Below are 14,943 nucleotides of genomic sequence, written 5' to 3'. Positions count from 1 at the left end.
TGCTCGGAGAGTCCGGCCCAATCGGACTCGGCGACACAGGCACGCAGGTCTTCGATCTCCGCCGGAAGTCCGGCAAGCAACGCCTCCAGAAGCTCGTCGGCGAGCGACGAATCCCCCTCGGTGCTGGCAAGCGCGGCCTGCTCGTCTCGGACCGGCAGTGCGTCCAGCCTCGATCGATGGTCTGTCTCGGCCACGGTTGGCTCCCCCGGTTGAGTCATCGCATCAGCGCCCTATGATAGCGGCACCGGAGCCGCGGCGCCCGAGTCCGGCATCGAATGCCTCAGTCTGACTTGGTTGCTGCCGGATGCTGGTGCAGAATCGAGGCTTCAACCTCATAGGGCGGGCCCCAGGCCCGGGCGGGCAGACGATGTCTTATCCGACGATCGAAGACTTTGTGGGTAACACGCCGCTGGTGCGGCTTCAACGACTGCCGGGGGCGGCCGAGAATCTGATCCTTGCCAAGCTCGAGGGCAACAATCCGGCGGGCTCGGTGAAGGATCGTCCAGCATTGAACATGATTCGGTGTGCCGAGGAGCGTGGGAGCATCAAACCCGGCGACACCCTGATCGAGGCGACCAGCGGCAACACGGGTATCGCGCTGGCAATGGCGGCAGCGATCAAAGGGTACCGAATGGTCTTGATCATGCCGGAGCACATGAGCGCCGAGCGGCGCGGCGTCATGCGCAGCTTCGGTGCGGAGATTGTCCTGACGCCCAAGGCGGGCAGCATGGAGGCGGCGATCGATCTGGCTAACGCGATGGAGGCACGCGGCGAGGGGGTCCGGCTCGATCAGTTCTCGAACCCGGACAATCCGGCGGCCCATTATCAGTCGACGGGTCCGGAGGTCTGGCGCGATACCCATGGCTCCATCACCCACTTCGTGAGCGCCATGGGAACGACCGGAACCATCATGGGAACAGGTCGGTATCTCAAGGAGCGGAACCCGGAGGTCCAGATCATCGGGGTCCAGCCGGAGGAGGGGTCAAGCATCCCGGGGATCCGTCGCTGGCCGGAGGCCTATCTGCCGAAGATCTTCGATCCAGCGGGCGTGGATCGGATCATCGACGTCTCCCAGGATCTCGCCGAGCGGACGGCTCGGGAGCTGGCGGCGCAAGAGGGGATCTTCGGCGGCGTCTCTTCCGGTGGTTGTGTCGCGGCCGCCCTGCGACTCTCGCGTGAGGTGAGCGATGCTGTGATCGTTGCGATCATCTGCGACCGTGGCGACCGCTATCTGTCGACTGGCGTGTTTCCCGCTTAGTGAAGCGCTGAAATCGTCGAGGCCTCGGGAGAACGGGAATCCCAGGCATGAATCGCCCATTGATCGGCTGTGCGGTCCAGGGGCTCGAATCGAGGTTGAACCCGTGTCAAGACGCCGCAAGCCGTTGCCTCAGGGACCGTTCGAGGCCGAGATTGAAGGTCTGACCCATGAGGGTCGGGGCCTGGCACATCTCGACGGCAAGGCGGTCTTCATCGAGGGGGCGCTGCCGGGCGAGCGCGTGCGCTTCCGGTATGTGCGGACGCAGCGTCGCTACGACGAGGGCGTGACCCTCGAGATCCTGCGGCCGGCGCCCGAGCGGGTGACGCCGGGGTGCAGCCATTTTGGCGTGTGCGGCGGTTGCGCGCTGCAGCACATGGATGCCGATGCGCAGATCCGTTTCAAGCAGGCCAGTCTGGCCGAGGTCTTCCTGCGCATCGGCAAGGTAACCCCGCTGAGATGGCTGGAGCCGCTGAGCGCCCGGGCATGGGGATACCGGCGCAAGGCGCGGCTTGGGGTGCGTCACGTCGCCAAAAAGGGGCGGACCCTGGTGGGATTTCGGGAACGGGGCAGCTCGTTTATCGCGGACCTGAACCGGTGTGAGGTGCTCCATCCTTCGGTCGGCGGACGCATCAAAGCGATTGCCGACGCGCTCGATTCGCTGAGCATTCGCCAGCAGGTGCCGCAGATCGAGGTCGCGCTCGGTGACACGCCACCTGTCCTCGTCTTTCGGGTGCTGGCCCCACCCAGTGCCGCCGATCTCGGCGTGCTCGGTGCACTCGCCGAGCATGAGGGCCTCCACGTCTACCTGCAGGAGTCGGGGCCCGAGAGCATCCGACCGCTTCCCGGACAGGGCCTGGCACTCTACTACGAGCTGCCCAGCCACGATCTGCGCATCGCGTTCGAGCCGACCGACTTCACTCAGGTGAATCTCGAGGTGAACCGTCTGATGGTCGATCAGGCGCTCGGCCTCTTGGACGTGCAGCCGGATGAGCAGGTCTTGGATCTCTTCTGCGGTGTCGGCAACTTTACCCTGCCGCTGGCGCGGCGTGCCCAACGGGTCGTCGGAGTGGAGGGCGATGCCGGTCTCGTGGCACGTGCGGAGTCGAACGCCACCTTGAACAAGATCACGAATGCGCGTTTTTATGCGGCGGATCTCTACGGCGAGCTCGATGTGGAGCCCTGGCTGCGTGAGGGTTTCGCCAAGGCCTTGCTGGATCCACCTCGAAGCGGTGCACTCACCATCATCGACTGGTTGCCGCGCCTCGGCGTCGATCGCATGCTCTACGTCTCCTGTTATCCGACGACGCTCGCTCGCGACGCGGATCGCCTGGTGAACGGGCTCGGCTACCGTCTTGTGGCTGCCGGGGTGATGGACATGTTCCCGCAAACCGCGCATGTCGAGTCGCTGGCCTTGTTCGAGCGGGCCGGCCGAGTCTGATGGACGAGGCGCTGAATCGGCTGTGGGTTTCCGATCGCATGCGATCCCCGGCATCGCTCGGTTCAAGTCCCGGGTTGATTCCGCAAGCTGGTCCGGTCGGAGCGGAGGTTGATAGGCTCACCGGGAAAGGCGCATGTGGTCCCACAAGAGACACATCCTGATCGATATCGACCGACAGACCCTCAGTCTGTGTGAAGGCGCGGAGCGCCTGGCCGTCTATCCTGTCTCGACCGCGCTGAATGGGGTCGGTGAATGCCACGGCAGCGGCTGCACCCCACGCGGACTGCACCGGGTTCGCATGCGCATCGGCGAAGGTTGTCCCCCGGGCACGGTCTTTCGCGGTCGCCGGCCGACGGGGGAGATCTATGATGCCGCGCTCGCGGCCGCGTGTCCCGGCCGCGACTGGATCTTGACCCGGATCCTATGGCTTACGGGTTGCGAGCCGGGTCGCAACCGGGGCGGCCGCCTGGATACGCTGCGCCGTTTCATTTATATCCATGGCTGCCCGGATAGCGAGCCGATGGGTATCCCCAGGTCCCACGGCTGCATTCGCATGCACAGCCGCGAGCTGATCGAGCTGTTCGACCGGACACCGCTCGGAACGCCGGTGATGCTGATTCAAGGGCGACGCCGACGCCGGCGCGGCGCATAGGCCGCGATCTCCCGGATGACGCGTGAGAAAGGGAGGTTCTGTAGACCGCCGAATCGGGCGATAGCGGCTAGGAGTGTGGCGTGCACATCTTGAACATAGTCGGGAACCGGGGCATCCGGGTCTAGCGCGGCGGCGATGCCGCGCAGACCGCCCACCTGTAACCGCATCGCCTTGGTATGCGGCAGCGCGCTCCCCGGGCTGTGGGCCTTCAGCGCGAATCTTGCCTGCTGGCCGAGAAGGTCCAGCAGGACGATGCAGGTCTGCTGCGCTTCGTCGGAGGTGCAGTGCACGCCCTCGCGTTCCGCGATGCAGAACTTCTTCGCCTGAGAGCAACCACAGTGGTTGGTCAGTATGCCTTTCTCATAGGCGCAATAACGTTCGTTGATCTCCCGATAGGTCCGGCGAAAGGCGTCGTTGTCCAAGCGGCTGTCAGCTCCCGGGTTCGCTGTGGCTCTTGAAGCGCTGGATCAAGCGGCGATCTCGCTTGGTTGGCCGCCCCGCATGTTCGACCGTTTCCGCGCCGGTTTCGCGGCGCTCGCGGACGAGCTCCCGGCGTCTGACGCGGCTCGCTTCGTCCTCCAGGTAGAGCAATGCCGCATCGCTAGGCGACCGTCGCTGCTTGGTCAGCGCGATGACCTCGACTTCCCAGGTCAGGCCGCCCTTGCGAATCAGGATGCGCGCGCCTGGTCCGATCGCTCGACCCGGCTTGGCGCGGTGGCCGTTGACCTGGACCTTGCCTCCGCTGATCGCCTCGACTGCCAGCTGCCGTGTCCTGAAGAAACGTGCGGCCCAGAGCCACTTGTCCAACCGGATCGATTCATGCGTCGCGGCCTCACCCGGCATCGGTCGAGCCTAGGAGTCGGTCCAACTCGCCGCGGGCATCGAGCATCGCGAGGTCGTCGTAACCGCCAACATGGAGATCGTCGATGAAGATTTGAGGCACGGTGTGTCGTCGGCTGCGCCGACGCATCACCGCCATCTGCTCGCGGTCATGATCGACGGCAATCTCCTCGAAGACGACGCCCTTGCGCTGGAGCAGGTGGCGTGCCCGTGAGCAGTACGGACAGATCATGGTTGTGTATATCGTCACATGAGGCATTGGAACCTTCTTTGTCCGGTGCGTCCTTGCCGGGGCGGCCAGGTCGCTGACTGGCGTAGGACGCCACCTCGACCCGCCGGGCGGCCTTCGTCTGACTCGGAACGTCCTCTGGGCACGCGAGCAAACCCCACCTTCGCTCGATTCAACGCTGGCCCGCGCGGGCGATGGACGTTCAATGACCGTTTGTAGATGATGGCAAAGCTTCGCCGTCTCGGCTACCGGTCGTCAACCCGCACTTGAAACCGCGCCGCCTAGGCCGAACCACCGATATTGGAGGCAGGAGAAGCCGCCGACTTGCCCTGACCCGGACATCGACCCGACCCCAGGATCATCATGTATCGCGACACTCCCCACCCGATCTATCTCAAAGACTATCGCCCGCCCGAGTTCATGATCGATCATGTGGACCTCCGGTTCGAGCTGGACCCGGATCTCACGCGGGTGGAGGCCACGCTCCGGTTGCGTCGAAACCCGGCTGCGACGCGGGGCGACGGCACCCTCAGACTCGATGGCGAGCAATTGGAGCTGGAGCGAGTGGAGATCGACGGCCATGCACTGGCTCCATCGGAGTATCGTGTCGACCCCGATTCCCTGCTGCTCCGAAGAGTGCCCGACCGATTCCGGCTCGACACGCGTGTGCATCTCCACCCCACGCTCAATACCGCGTTGGAAGGACTCTACCAGTCGGGCCAGATGCTCTGTACCCAATGTGAGGCCGAGGGTTTCCGCCGCATCACCTATTTCCTCGACCGCCCGGATGTGATGGCGCGCTATCGCGCCACATTGATTGCGGATCGGGAGCGCTTTCCAGTGCTGCTGTCCAACGGCAATCGGATCGAAGCGCGCGATCTCGCAGATGGCCGGCATCTGGTGAGCTGGGAGGACCCTTTCCCGAAGCCAAGTTATCTCTTTGCCCTGATCGCGGGCGATCTGTCGGTCGTGGAGGATCTCTTCACAACCAGGTCGGGGCGACGGGTCGCACTTCAGATCTATGTCGAGCCGCACAACCTGGACAAGTGTGAGCATGCGATGCGTGCGCTGAAGCAGGCGATGCGTTGGGACGAGGAGCGCTTCGGTCGAGAATACGATCTGGATGTTTTCATGATCGTCGCCGTCAGCCATTTCAATATGGGCGCCATGGAGAACAAGGGGCTCAATGTCTTCAACGACAAGTTCATCCTGGCGCGCCCGGACACGGCCACAGACGACGATTTCGCGGGGATCGAGGGCGTCATCGCGCATGAGTACTTTCACAACTGGACCGGAAATCGTGTCACCTGCCGAGACTGGTTTCAGCTCAGCCTGAAAGAGGGATTCACGGTCTACCGGGACCAAGAGTTCTCCGCGGATGTCGGATCGAGCGAGGTCAAACGAATTCACGATGTGCGTCTGCTGCGTGCGCATCAGTTCCCGGAGGACGCCGGGCCTTTGGCCCATCCAGTGCGGCCGGATTCCTATATCGAGATCAACAACTTTTACACGGCCACCGTCTACAACAAAGGGGCCGAGCTGGTCCGGATGCTAGCAAAGCTGCTGGGGCCCGATCTGTTCCGGCAAGCCACAGACCTGTACTTCGCACGCCATGACGGTCAAGCGGTGACCACCGACGACTTCGTCCGGTGTATGGAGGACGTCAGCGGGCGCGATCTGGCTCAGTTCCGCCGCTGGTACACACAGGCGGGAACGCCGACCCTGGAAGTCGAGGGCGAGTATGATCCCGAGCGCGCGACCTACACCCTCGTGGTCAGGCAGCGGATCCCAGCGACACCCGACGAGGCTCGTAAGCAACCCCTGCATCTGCCGCTGACGATCGGTCTGCTCGATTCGCGAGGGGCGGAGCTGGCCCTGCGACTCGAGGACGACCCGGTCGGGTGGGGACCCGGAACCGGGATCCTGGAGCTACGTGACTGGGAGCAGGGCTTTCGCTTCGTCGATGTCCCTGAACGCCCAATCCCGTCGCTGCTGCGCGGGTTTTCGGCGCCGGTGAAATTGCACTTCGACTACAGCGACCAGGAGCTGCTGTTCCTGCTGCGTCATGACACGGACGGTTTCATCAGGTGGGATGCCGCGCAGAACCTGATGCAGCGACTTGTGTTGACCATGGCGGGGGACCGGGATCGGTCGATTCCAACGCATTTCGTCGACGTGATACGAGAGACCCTGGCAGAGACCGGGGGCAACGCGGCGCTGATCGCAGAGGTCTTGTCATTGCCATCGGAGTCTTACCTCGGGGATCAGATGGAGGTGGTCGACGTGGAGGGAATCCATCACGCCCGTGAGCGCCTGAGGCGTCACCTGGGGGAGGCGCTGCGTGCGGATCTGTTCGACGTCTATTTATCCAATCACAACTCCGTCACCAATGAGCCGATGCAGGACGCGATCGGAAGGCGGGCCTTGAAGAACCTCGCCTTGAGCTACCTCATGGCCAGTGGGGACAAGAAGGCGCTCGCTCTCTGTCGATCGCAGTTCGCGGCCGGGGCCAATATGACCGATGTGATGGGTGCTCTGCGACTGCTCGTCGAGCATGGCGGGCGCGACGGCCGGTCCGCGCTGGACGCCTTCTATCGGAACTGGTCGACTGAGCCGCTGGTCATCGACAAGTGGTTCAGCGTGCAGGCGACTAGCATTCGGCCCGGAACCTTGGGGATGGTCCTCCGACTGATGGAGCATCCGGATTTCTCGCTGAGGAGCCCCAACCGGGTCCGCAGTCTGATCGGCGCCTTCTGCAACGGTAATCCTTTTCATTTCCACGCCGCGGACGGGAGTGGGTATCGGTTCCTGGCCGACCGGATCCTGGAGTTGGATCCGCTCAATCCGCAGATCGCCGCGCGCCTCATGCAGCCACTGATCCGTTGGCGGCGGTATGACGAAGGCCGCCAGGCGATGATGCTTGCCGAGCTCGGGCGCATCCTGAGGACGGATGAGCTCTCGAGCGACGTCTTCGAAGTGGCCTCGAAGGCCTGCGGAGAGGCTGGGCCGGAGAAGGTTTCCTAGGCGCCTGTCGATCCCTCAGGCGCGCCGCGGTATTGGTGCGTGCCGGAGCTCTTCCGCGGCCTGACAAGCGGCGCAACGTTTGGCGTTCGGCACGTGCTTCCGGCGGCGCGTCGGTATCGGTTCGCCGCAGTCGCTACAACGGCTGCTGCCGAATCCGCTGTTGGCATGCCTCTGGATCGCGGCGATTCGGAGCTCGGTTTCACGTTCCACATGGGCTTGTGCGAGATCCAGCACGTCGGCGAATTTTTCCATCGGAAGCTGACCTATCCAGCGGCGAGGCACCTTAGTATGTTCCCTGTGGATGATCCTTTTATGAGCTTTTGATGGCACCTCGGTGACGGTCCCACGGCCCGGCTTTTAGGCGCCTTGCGTCGAGTGTGTCCGGCACCGACGCGAACGGCGCAGCTGGCCGAGGATGCTCAGGAGCCGTGGTGGTGTTACAGCCTTCAATGGGATGGACCATGCCCGCAATCGTCGATCGCTATTTGCTCACCGAGACAGCCAAGGTGTTTTCTGCGATCGTCGCGATCCTCTTGCTGATCGTCGCGAGCATGCTGTTTCTGCGCACACTGGAAGAGGTCAACGTGGGGGCGCTCAGAGTGCATCTGGTGCTCAACTTCCTGGCCTACCAGATCGTGCGCGATCTGCCGACTCTGCTGCCACCGGCCTTTTTCCTCGGCTTGCTGGTCACCTTGAGCCGATTCTCGCGGGACAGCGAGTTGATCGCGATGAGCGCCTGCGGCATCGGCCCTGCGCGACATCTTCGCGCGCTCCTTCTGCTTGCCGTCCCGGTTGCACTCATCACCGGGTGGATCTCGCTGTTCCTTCAGCCCTGGGCGGCGACCGGTATTCATCAGATCCGCATGCAGCAGAAGGATCAAGCGGCGCAGATCGCGGGCCTTCAGGCCGGGCGCTTCTATCTCGAAGAGCGTGGAGAGCTGATTCTCTACATCGGGGAGATGGACCGTCATCAGTCCCTTGGCGATGTCTTTATCCTGGATCGCCGTGACGATCTCGAGCGCTTGGTCGTCAGCAAGGGAGGTCGACACCGCATCGAGGAGGGTACTGGTGACCACATCGTGACCCTTAGCAGCGGCCACCGCTTCGACGGGAAACCGGGTGGCGGGGAATTCATGGTCGGTGACTTCGACGAGTATCAGATTCGCATTCGCTCGTCGGCTGCGGCACCAGGTGCGATTGGGAAGCGCTCGACGACTCCGACATCCCACCTCATTGCATCGGCGGAACTGACCGACCGCGCCGAGCTCGAGCATCGTTTGTCGCCGCCCCTCGCGGTCATCATCTTCACCATCGTCGCCATGCCACTGATTGCGCTCTCCCCTCGCCAGCGGACTCCGGCCCGGCTGTTTCTGGCCTTTCTGGCCTATTTCAGCTTCTTCAATCTGCAGCGGCTCGCCGAGAGTTGGCTGGCTGCCGGAGTGACCCCCCTCTGGCTGACCAGCCTCTGGTATCAGCTGCTGATCCTCGCGGTGGTCTATTTGATGTTGCTCCCGGACAGCCTCTGGCTCAAGCGGCTGATCGGGCGTCTCAGGGATGTCCATGCCGGCTGGCTCGGGCGCCGGCCAAAGCGCGTTGCGGCCCCGCCGCGATGACCCTCGAAGCGTCGGCGCTCGATGCACTGCAACCAGACCTCGGTGGATCGGGTGCGCCGGATCGCCCGACAAACGGCTCCCTCATGGTGAGAGCCCTGCCAGTGCGGGTCCGTTCAAATGCAGTCCGACTCGGACGACATCGACCTCAACGACGCTGACGCATCGAGAGTCCGGCAACGATGACGGCCAACGCGACGAGCAGGACGATGAGGGTTGCGAGGGCATTGATCTGAGGTGAGACGCCCATGCGGACGCTGGAGTAGATGACCATGGGGAGCGTCGTCGAGCCGGGCCCGGCCACGAAGCTCGCGATGACCAGATCGTCGAGCGACAGCGTGAACGCCAGGAGCCAGCCCGAAAGCAAAGCCGGCGCGATCAGAGGAAGTGTGATCATGCGATAGACACCGAGCGGTCGAGCACCCAGATCCATCGCCGCCTCCTCGAGCGAACGGTCCAGTTGCGACAGCCGCGCGCGGACGACCACGGCCACGTAGGCCATGCTGAACGTAATGTGGGCGATCGTGATGGTGGTGAAGCCGCGACCCGCGGGCCAGCCGATCCCTTGCTGCATTGCCACAAAGAGCAGCAGCAGGGAGAGTCCGATGATGACATCCGGCATCACCAGGGGTGCGGTCAGCAGCAGCTCGAAACCAGCGCGTCCGCGGAAACGGGGATGCCGTACCAAGGCGTTCGCGGCCAATGTGCCCAAGACCACCGCCAGGGTTGCGTTGGTGGCGGCGATGCGCACGCTGAGCCAAGCGGCATCAAGCAGCTGCTGATTCCTGAGGAGCTCCGCGTACCAGCGAGTCGAGAAACCACTCCAGACGGTGACCAGACGCGATTCGTTGAAGGAATAGACGATCAACAGGACGATCGGCACGTACAAAAAGGCATACCCGAAGACAAGCATGCCGAGGAGCGGCCAGCGACGTCGCTTCATGGACGGCCGCCCTCCATCCGCTGCTGCCAGCGTTGCATCATCACGAACGGAATGACGAGCAAGGCCAGCATCACGATCGCCAGCGCGGAGGCGAGCGGCCAGTCTTTGTTTGAGAAGAACTCGGTCCACAGGAGCTTGCCAACCATGAGGCTCTGGGGTCCGCCGAGAAGATCGGGGATCACGAACTCGCCTACCACCGGGATGAAGACCAACATGCTGCCGGCGACGATGCCGGCCATGGAAAGCGGCAATGTGACCCGCATGAAGCCGCAAAAGGGGCGGCACCCGAGGTCCGCGGCCGCCTCGAGCAAGCCATGGTCGAGGCGCGTCAGATTCGCGTACAGCGGCAGGATCATGAAGGGCAGATAGGAATAGACGACGCCGATATAGACGGCCGTCTGGGTATGAAGAATCGTCAGCGGCGAATCGATCAGGCCCAGCCATATCAGGAAGTCGTTCAACAGTCCGTTCGACTTGAGGATTCCGATCCAGGCATAGACGCGGATGAGGAAAGAGGTCCAGAAGGGCAGGATGATCAGCATCAACAGGACCACCCGAAGACGTTCCGGTGCTGTCGCGATGGCATAGGCCATCGGGTATCCCAGGAGCAGGCAGAGCAGGGTCGAGATCAGCGCGACCTGGAGCGAGTTGAGGAAAGCGCTCAAATAGAGGGAGTCTTCTCCGACCAGCAGGAAGTTCTGCAGGTTGAGCTGGATCTGCAGAAGCCCGTCCTCGATCCATTGCCACAGCGGCGTGTAGGGCGGCTGCGCGAGCGCCGGCTCGGCGAGGCTGATCTGCAGGACGATCACGAAAGGCAGCAGGAAGAAGAGTCCGAGCCAAAGGTAAGGAATTCCGATATTGACCAGTCGGCTCAGGACTTGGGTTGCAGCAGGCCGACTGGGTTGCGGTAAGGCCATGGCGAGAGCTCGGAAGGTTAGTCCGGCATTGAGTCGAAGCGACGCGGAATGGCCACGCCTGACGGCAGGCCATTGCTCGCCCTGGCTTGCGACCTGGCGCAGGCTACTCGGTCAACACGACACCGCTGGTCGGGGACCATTCGATGACCACCTCCTGCTCCCATGTCAGCGCCTGCTCGGTGCGGGGTTGGACGTTGGTCAGCGTCATCTCCACGAGCGAGCCGTCCCCGATCCGCACCCGGTAGATGGAAACATCCCCGAGGTACGCGATATCCTCGACCACCCCCTGCAGCTGATTGACGCCGTCCTCCCGGTCTTCCTGCGACAGTCGCATCTTCTCCGGGCGCACGGCGATCGTGACGGGGGTTCCCAGAACGAGCGGGTGGAAGCTGCGCATCCGCATCGGCCGACCGACCCGGGTCTCGACCAGCACCTCATCGCCCTCGGCCGCGACGACCTTGCCTTCGAAGAGGTTGACCGAGCCGATGAACTCGGCCACGAAACGGCAGGTCGGAAACTCGTAGATCGCCGTCGGTGTGTCGACCTGCATGATCTGGCCTGCATCCATGACGGCGATGCGTGTCGACATGGTCATCGCCTCCTCTTGGTCATGGGTCACGGTCACGAAGGTGATCCCGAGCCGCTCTTGAAGGTTCACGAGCTCGAACTGGGTATTCTCGCGCAGTCGTTTGTCGAGTGCCCCGAGCGGCTCGTCGAGCAGGAGCAGCTTCGGGTGCTTGGCCAGGCTGCGCGCCAGCGCCACCCGTTGGCGTTGGCCGCCCGAAAGCTGGTCGGGCCGGCGTTTGCGCAGCTCCGTGATCTTGAGCAGGTCGAGCATCTCACCGACCCGCTCGACGCGCTCCGACCGCGGTAGACGGTCCTGCTTGAGGCCGAACTCGACGTTCTGCTCTACGCTCATATGCGGGAACAGCGCATAGGACTGGAACATCATGTTGACGGGTCGGGAGTACGCGGGAACATCCGTGACGTCAACGCCGTCGATATAGATTCGGCCGGCGCTCGGGTACTCGAGTCCCGCGAGGATGCGCAGGAGGGTCGATTTCCCGCAGCCGGAGCTCCCCAGAAGGGAAAAGAACTCGCCCTTGAAGATGTCCAGACTGACGTCGTCGACCGCGTAGACGTCCCCAAACTTTTTGGTCACACGATCGACGCGAAGATAGGGGGCGGCCCTGGGGTCCTGCCAGGGCTCCAGCCGCTGGTTTTCGGCTAGGGTCGGCACATGCTCTTCCGGCGTCAGCGGTTGGCTTTGATACGGGTCCAGAGCCGATTCAGCTCGCGAAGCTCACGATCGCTGCGCTCGGCCTGAGTGAAGAGCCGTTTTTTGACCTCGTTGGGGGGGTAGATCGCAGGATCCTCCCGGACGTCCTCTTCCAGCAGATCCGTCGCGGCCAGGTTGGGATTGGCGTAATAGACCTCATTGCTGATCGCGGCGATGACCGGTGGCTCGAGCAGGTAGGCGATGAAGGCATGAGCGGCATCGGGGTTGGGGGCGTCCTTGGGGATCGCGATCACGTCGGTCCAGATCGCGGCCCCTTCGCGGGGAAGACGGTACTCGATGACGACACCTTTATCGGCCTCTTCGGCGCGGGCCTGGGCTTGAAAGACGTCGCCGGAGTAGCCCATGGCGAGACAGATGTCGCCGTTGGCCAAATCGCTGACATACTGCGAGGAATGGAAGTAGCGGACGTATGGGTAGATTGCCCCGATCAAGGCTGAAGCAGCATCCAGATCGGCCTTGTCGAGACTGTTCGGCTCCTTGCCGAGATAGGCGAGGGCGGCGGGCACGACCTCGGCCGGGTCGTCCAGCATGCTGATACCGCAGTCAGCGAGCTTGGCGGCCGTCTCGGGATCGAACAGGAGCCCCCAGGTGTCGAGATCCGCCTCATCGCCCAACGCCGCCTGAATCCTGTCGAGGTTGAGCCCCAGCCCGGACGTGCCCCACATGTAAGGCACAAGATGGTCGTTGTTCGGGTCGATCGCGGACAGGCTGCTCATGATCGCCGGATCGAGCTGGTCAAGGCCCGGCAGCTTGTCCTTCTCCAACGGGAGGTAGAGATCCGCCTTGACGTGGCGCGCCGCAAACGGCCGTGCTGTCGGGAAGACGAGATCGTACCCGCTGTGCCCGGCAAAGAGCTTGGCCTCCAAGACCTCGTTGGAGTCGTAGACGTCCAGAACAGGACGGATTCCGGACTTGGCCTGGAAGCCCGACAGGGTGTCTGCGGCGAAGTAATCGCTCCAGTTGTAGAGATGCACCGACTGGTCCGCGCCCGAGGCGCGCGGTTGGAGCGTCAAGGCGACTGGCAGAAGGAGACCGAGAAGGGTCAAGGTCCGTGGCATCTGGGGCACCCCCGATCGGATGGCTCTGGGACGAGCGTTGAGATCAGCGCAGCGAGGTGCGGAATCCTACTTTAGTTTTACCTCGAGGGAGTAGCCTTAGTTTGCCTCGCAGGCATCTCGGCCCAAGGCCAGCGGCGCCCCGCGCACCTGCCTGCGCCCCTCCCGGGGCCGGAATGCGCGGATACCGGAGACGTCCAATCTCACCCGCTCGCAGGCGCGTTTACTGGACAAGAGTTGGACGACGGGCATCTCGCCCCCAACCCTACGCAGATGCTGTCGCAGGGCCATCCTGGCCATCGTCAGCGCGCCTTTCGAGCGGCGCGACGCTCGGAAGGCCCCTGTTCAGGCACTGAGGTGGCAGAACATGCCGGGGCCTCGTGTCCCGGACGGGAAACGCTGAACACCTGAGCGTTTGACTATGGCAGGTTCGATCTCGGGCGCCACTTCAATGCAGAGGATTCCGCTTTGGCCGATCAGGACACCGCTTCACTGGGTCACACCTACCGTATCGGCGCGGTATCGCGCCTGACCGGTGTGCCCGCCGACACCCTGCGGGTCTGGGAGCGGCGCTACGGTGTCGTCTGTCCGGTTCGATCGGATTCCGGCGCGCGTCTTTACGGCCAGAACGATGTCAGTCGTCTCACACTCATTAAGCGCCTGGTCGACAGAGGCGATGCCATCAGCAGCGTCGCGAGCCTGTCACTCGACCAACTGCGCGCCCGAATCCGCGGGACGGACCTGCCCGAAAAACCGGGCGGGCCGCTGCTTCCCTGTCGCGTCCTGGTGATTGGACGATCTCTGGCGGATCGACTCCGCAGCACAGCCTCGGCCTTCCAAGGCATCGAGCTGGCGGGTTGCTACGATTCCCGTGAGACCTTCATCCAAGACCACCGCCCGGACGTCGCTCCGGACCTGGTCGTATTCGAATGCCCGACCCTCCACGGCGACCAGGTTCGCGAGATCGCCGAGTTGGTCTCGCGCTCGGGCGCGTCCGGCGCGATCCTGGTCTACAGGTTCGCAAACCGGGGCACCATCGAACGGCTCGCGTCCCGCCGGGTGCTTGCGAAACGCGCCCCGGTCGATCCGGAAGAGCTCTGCCGATTGTGTTTGACCCAACGTGGCGGGGCTCCGGTCGCTTCCCCTGAACCGCCTGACGTCGACCTTCTCTTTCCGATCTCTCCCCGCCGCTTCACGGATGTCGATCTGCTGCGGATCGCGACCACATCGACGAGCGTGCGCTGCGAGTGTCCCCGCCACCTGGCGGATCTCGTCCTCGCGCTCAATGCCTTCGAGACCTATAGTGAGGAATGCGAGCTCCGCAACGCCGATGACGCCGCACTCCATGCGTACCTGCACGCGGCGACTGCGCAGGCGCGTTCGATGATGGAAGCCGCCCTGACGCGTGTCGCCGCTGCCGAGGGGATTGAGCTTGATGTCAGAGGCGAGAAATCTGAACCTGACGGTTCGATGGCGTTAAAATAGGCGTTTCGGTCGAGAGGGGACTTTGACCCGAATGCACTGACTTAACGGCATTCGCCGGACCTGGTCGGGTGCGACCGGAGCGTGGAGTCCGCTGTGCGGACCTTTGACCGGTTCGCGCGCTCCAGTTGCGGTCCGCACAGCGGACTACCGGCCTGAATCAGTGCCATTCGACTCTAACCCCGCGCCGACATC

Annotated in this window: 14 protein-coding genes and 1 pseudogene; 6 read left to right on the top strand and 9 right to left on the bottom strand. The window is 63.5% G+C overall.

Features of this window, described 5'->3' with window-relative positions; translation table 11 throughout:
- Positions 1 to 194 (bottom strand): annotated as a pseudogene (locus tag LJE61_RS07090) (Hpt domain-containing protein); the annotation flags it as partial.
- A gap of 173 nt (positions 195 to 367) precedes the next feature.
- Between LJE61_RS07090 and cysM the strand changes: the two are divergent.
- From cysM to LJE61_RS07075, 3 genes are all read left to right on the top strand, one after another.
- A complete protein-coding gene (cysM, locus tag LJE61_RS07085; protein WP_296911822.1) occupies positions 368 to 1,258 on the top strand; it encodes a cysteine synthase CysM in 891 nt (296 codons plus the stop codon).
- A gap of 103 nt (positions 1,259 to 1,361) precedes the next feature.
- Positions 1,362 to 2,696, top strand: a complete 1,335-nt coding sequence (rlmD, locus tag LJE61_RS07080) for a 23S rRNA (uracil(1939)-C(5))-methyltransferase RlmD (protein ID WP_296917864.1) — start codon at positions 1,362 to 1,364, stop codon at positions 2,694 to 2,696.
- A 133-nt stretch (positions 2,697 to 2,829) separates the two neighbouring features.
- Positions 2,830 to 3,348, top strand: a complete 519-nt coding sequence (locus LJE61_RS07075) for a L,D-transpeptidase (RefSeq protein ID WP_296911834.1) — start codon at positions 2,830 to 2,832, stop codon at positions 3,346 to 3,348.
- Here the strand turns inward: LJE61_RS07075 and LJE61_RS07070 are convergent.
- The 3 genes from LJE61_RS07070 to grxC are packed head-to-tail and all read right to left on the bottom strand — an operon-like array spanning position 3,315 to position 4,447.
- Positions 3,315 to 3,770 (bottom strand): hypothetical protein, encoded by a 456-nt coding sequence (locus tag LJE61_RS07070; RefSeq protein WP_296911837.1) that lies wholly within the window; start codon positions 3,768 to 3,770, stop codon positions 3,315 to 3,317. The genes LJE61_RS07075 and LJE61_RS07070 overlap by 34 nt on opposite strands.
- 7 nt (positions 3,771 to 3,777) lie before the next feature.
- The gene (gene hslR, locus LJE61_RS07065) at positions 3,778 to 4,191 is read right to left on the bottom strand and encodes an Hsp15 family ribosome-associated heat shock protein (RefSeq protein WP_296917862.1); all 414 of its coding nucleotides are present in this window, start codon (positions 4,189 to 4,191) and stop codon (positions 3,778 to 3,780) included.
- The gene (grxC, locus tag LJE61_RS07060) at positions 4,181 to 4,447 is read right to left on the bottom strand and encodes a glutaredoxin 3 (protein WP_296917859.1); all 267 of its coding nucleotides are present in this window, start codon (positions 4,445 to 4,447) and stop codon (positions 4,181 to 4,183) included. Before grxC ends, hslR begins: the two co-directional genes overlap by 11 nt.
- 333 nt (positions 4,448 to 4,780) lie before the next feature.
- Between grxC and pepN the strand changes: the two genes are divergently transcribed.
- Positions 4,781 to 7,441 carry an aminopeptidase N gene (gene pepN / locus LJE61_RS07055; RefSeq protein ID WP_296911844.1) on the top strand — a complete coding sequence of 887 codons (2,661 nt, stop codon included), beginning with the start codon at positions 4,781 to 4,783 and terminating at the stop codon, positions 7,439 to 7,441.
- A 15-nt stretch (positions 7,442 to 7,456) separates the two neighbouring features.
- On the opposite strand, the gene LJE61_RS07050 is transcribed toward pepN, so the two are convergent.
- On the bottom strand, positions 7,457 to 7,693 hold the full coding sequence (locus LJE61_RS07050) for a TraR/DksA C4-type zinc finger protein (RefSeq protein WP_296911846.1): 237 nt from the start codon (positions 7,691 to 7,693) through the stop codon (positions 7,457 to 7,459).
- 209 nt (positions 7,694 to 7,902) lie between these two features.
- Here LJE61_RS07050 and lptF point away from each other — a divergent pair, with 209 nt between their 5' ends.
- Complete coding sequence (gene lptF / locus LJE61_RS07045) at positions 7,903 to 9,054, top strand: LPS export ABC transporter permease LptF (RefSeq protein WP_296911848.1); 1,152 nt, start codon at positions 7,903 to 7,905, stop codon at positions 9,052 to 9,054.
- Between the two features lie 145 nt (positions 9,055 to 9,199).
- Here lptF and LJE61_RS07040 read toward each other — a convergent pair whose 3' ends face one another.
- The 4 genes from LJE61_RS07040 to LJE61_RS07025 all read right to left on the bottom strand — a co-directional run bounded on the left by LJE61_RS07040 (position 9,200) and on the right by LJE61_RS07025 (position 13,269).
- Positions 9,200 to 9,994 (bottom strand): ABC transporter permease subunit, encoded by a 795-nt coding sequence (locus LJE61_RS07040; RefSeq protein WP_296911852.1) that lies wholly within the window; start codon positions 9,992 to 9,994, stop codon positions 9,200 to 9,202.
- Positions 9,991 to 10,911 carry an ABC transporter permease subunit gene (locus tag LJE61_RS07035; protein WP_296911854.1) on the bottom strand — a complete coding sequence of 307 codons (921 nt, stop codon included), beginning with the start codon at positions 10,909 to 10,911 and terminating at the stop codon, positions 9,991 to 9,993. The genes LJE61_RS07040 and LJE61_RS07035 overlap by 4 nt, the downstream gene beginning before the upstream one ends.
- Before the next feature lie 103 nt (positions 10,912 to 11,014).
- Positions 11,015 to 12,151: an ABC transporter ATP-binding protein gene (locus LJE61_RS07030; RefSeq protein WP_296911856.1), complete on the bottom strand. Its 1,137-nt coding sequence runs from the start codon at positions 12,149 to 12,151 to the stop codon at positions 11,015 to 11,017.
- 14 nt (positions 12,152 to 12,165) lie between these two features.
- Positions 12,166 to 13,269, bottom strand: a complete 1,104-nt coding sequence (locus LJE61_RS07025) for a polyamine ABC transporter substrate-binding protein (RefSeq protein ID WP_296911857.1) — start codon at positions 13,267 to 13,269, stop codon at positions 12,166 to 12,168.
- A gap of 465 nt (positions 13,270 to 13,734) precedes the next feature.
- Between LJE61_RS07025 and LJE61_RS07020 the strand changes: the two genes are divergently transcribed.
- Complete coding sequence (locus LJE61_RS07020) at positions 13,735 to 14,751, top strand: MerR family transcriptional regulator (RefSeq protein ID WP_296917858.1); 1,017 nt, start codon at positions 13,735 to 13,737, stop codon at positions 14,749 to 14,751.
- The last annotated feature ends 192 nt before the right edge of the window (positions 14,752 to 14,943 follow it).

Origin of the sequence: Thiocapsa sp. (genome assembly GCF_022340925.1) — a bacterium.
In the GTDB taxonomy this organism is placed as follows: domain Bacteria; phylum Pseudomonadota; class Gammaproteobacteria; order Chromatiales; family Chromatiaceae; genus Thiocapsa.
The sequence above is the reverse complement of the archived record's forward strand: the minus strand, read 5'-3'. Positions and strand labels throughout refer to the sequence as shown.